The sequence below is a fragment of the Aeromonas sp. 62-46 genome (assembly GCF_001898585.1).
GTDB classification, from domain to species: domain Bacteria; phylum Pseudomonadota; class Gammaproteobacteria; order Enterobacterales; family Aeromonadaceae; genus Aeromonas; species Aeromonas caviae.
This window is the reverse complement of the sequence record NZ_MKUI01000049.1, coordinates 1-1208: the sequence shown is the minus strand read 5'-3', so window position 1 is coordinate 1208 and position 1208 is coordinate 1. Positions and strand designations below refer to the sequence as shown.

The window sequence follows — 1208 nt, the reverse complement described above, 5'->3', positions numbered from 1 at the left end:
CCCCTACTTTCCTAGACACCTCAAGAGCCTCAAACTGAGGTCAATCAGGAGGTGTTATGAGCAAGCAGCAACGTTACACGGAAGAATTCAAACTGGCCGCCGTCAAGCAGGTGACTGAGCGCCATTACCCAGTGGCAGAGGTCGCTGAGCGACTTGGTGTTTCCAGCCACAGTCTTTACGCCTGGATCAGGCGCTACAGCCAGCCCGCCGTGCAGCAACAGCATGACTCCAGCCAGCAAGCCGAAATTCGGCGCCTCAAGGCTGAACTGCGCCGCGTCACCGATGAGCGAGATATCTTAAAAAAGGCCGCCGCGTACTTTGCCAAGCTGTCAGGGTAAGGTACGCCTTCATCCGGGTGCACGCGTCCACACATCCCATCCGCCGACTGTGTCGGATGATGAATGTCCACCCGAGCGGTTATTACGCCTGGCAGCACCAGCCTTTATCTGCCCGAGCCCTGGAAGACCAACGCCTCCTGGGCCAGATCAAGCAATGTTGGCTAGAAAGCGGGGGCGTCTATGGCTATCGCAAGATCCGGGATGACCTGCGAGAGATGGGCGAGACCTGTGGGAAACACCGGGTGGCGCGATTAATGCGTCATGAAGGTTTGCGTTCACAAACCGGTTATCGTCGCCGTCCCGGTCATTATGGTGGCCGGCCAACGGTGGTTGCACCGAATCATCTTGAACGCCAGTTCGATGTGACTGAGCCAAATAAGGTCTGGGTAACGGACATCACTTATATTCGAACCCATGAAGGCTGGCTCTATCTGGCCGCGGTATTGGATTTGTTTTCACGACAAGTCATTGGTTGGTCAATGGGGCCACGGATCGACCGAGAGTTGGCCATCAGCGCGTTACTGATGGCAGTGTGGCGACGGCGACCCGAGCAGGAAGTGCTGGTTCATTCTGACCAAGGGAGCCAGTTTAGCAGCTATGACTGGCAGGATTTTTTGCGGGAGCACCGGCTCAAGGCCAGCATGAGCAGACGTGGCAATTGCCATGATAACGCGGTGGCGGAGAGTTTCTTCCAACTCCTCAAACGCGAGCGGATCCGACGTAAAACCTATGCAGATCGGGAGGAGGCCCGGCAGGATGTGTTCGATTACATTGAAATGTTTTACAACCCCAAGCGCCGGCACAGTTTCAACAACGGGCTATCGCCAGTAGAGTGTGAGAAGCAATATTTCGAGAGGCTCGAAAGTGTCT

1 protein-coding gene is annotated in these 1208 nt (G+C 55.6%); it reads left to right on the top strand.

Annotation, left to right across the window (positions count from 1 at the left end; translation table 11 throughout):
• Positions 1–56 precede the first annotated feature (56 nt).
• Positions 57–1208, top strand: a protein-coding gene (locus BGO64_RS15380; RefSeq protein WP_286700967.1) for an IS3 family transposase whose coding sequence is annotated in 2 segments (ribosomal slippage) — positions 57–294 and positions 294–1208 — 1153 coding nt annotated over the 2 segments. Because the reading frame shifts where the segments join, the coding sequence is not laid out codon by codon here. This gene is flagged as partial in the annotation.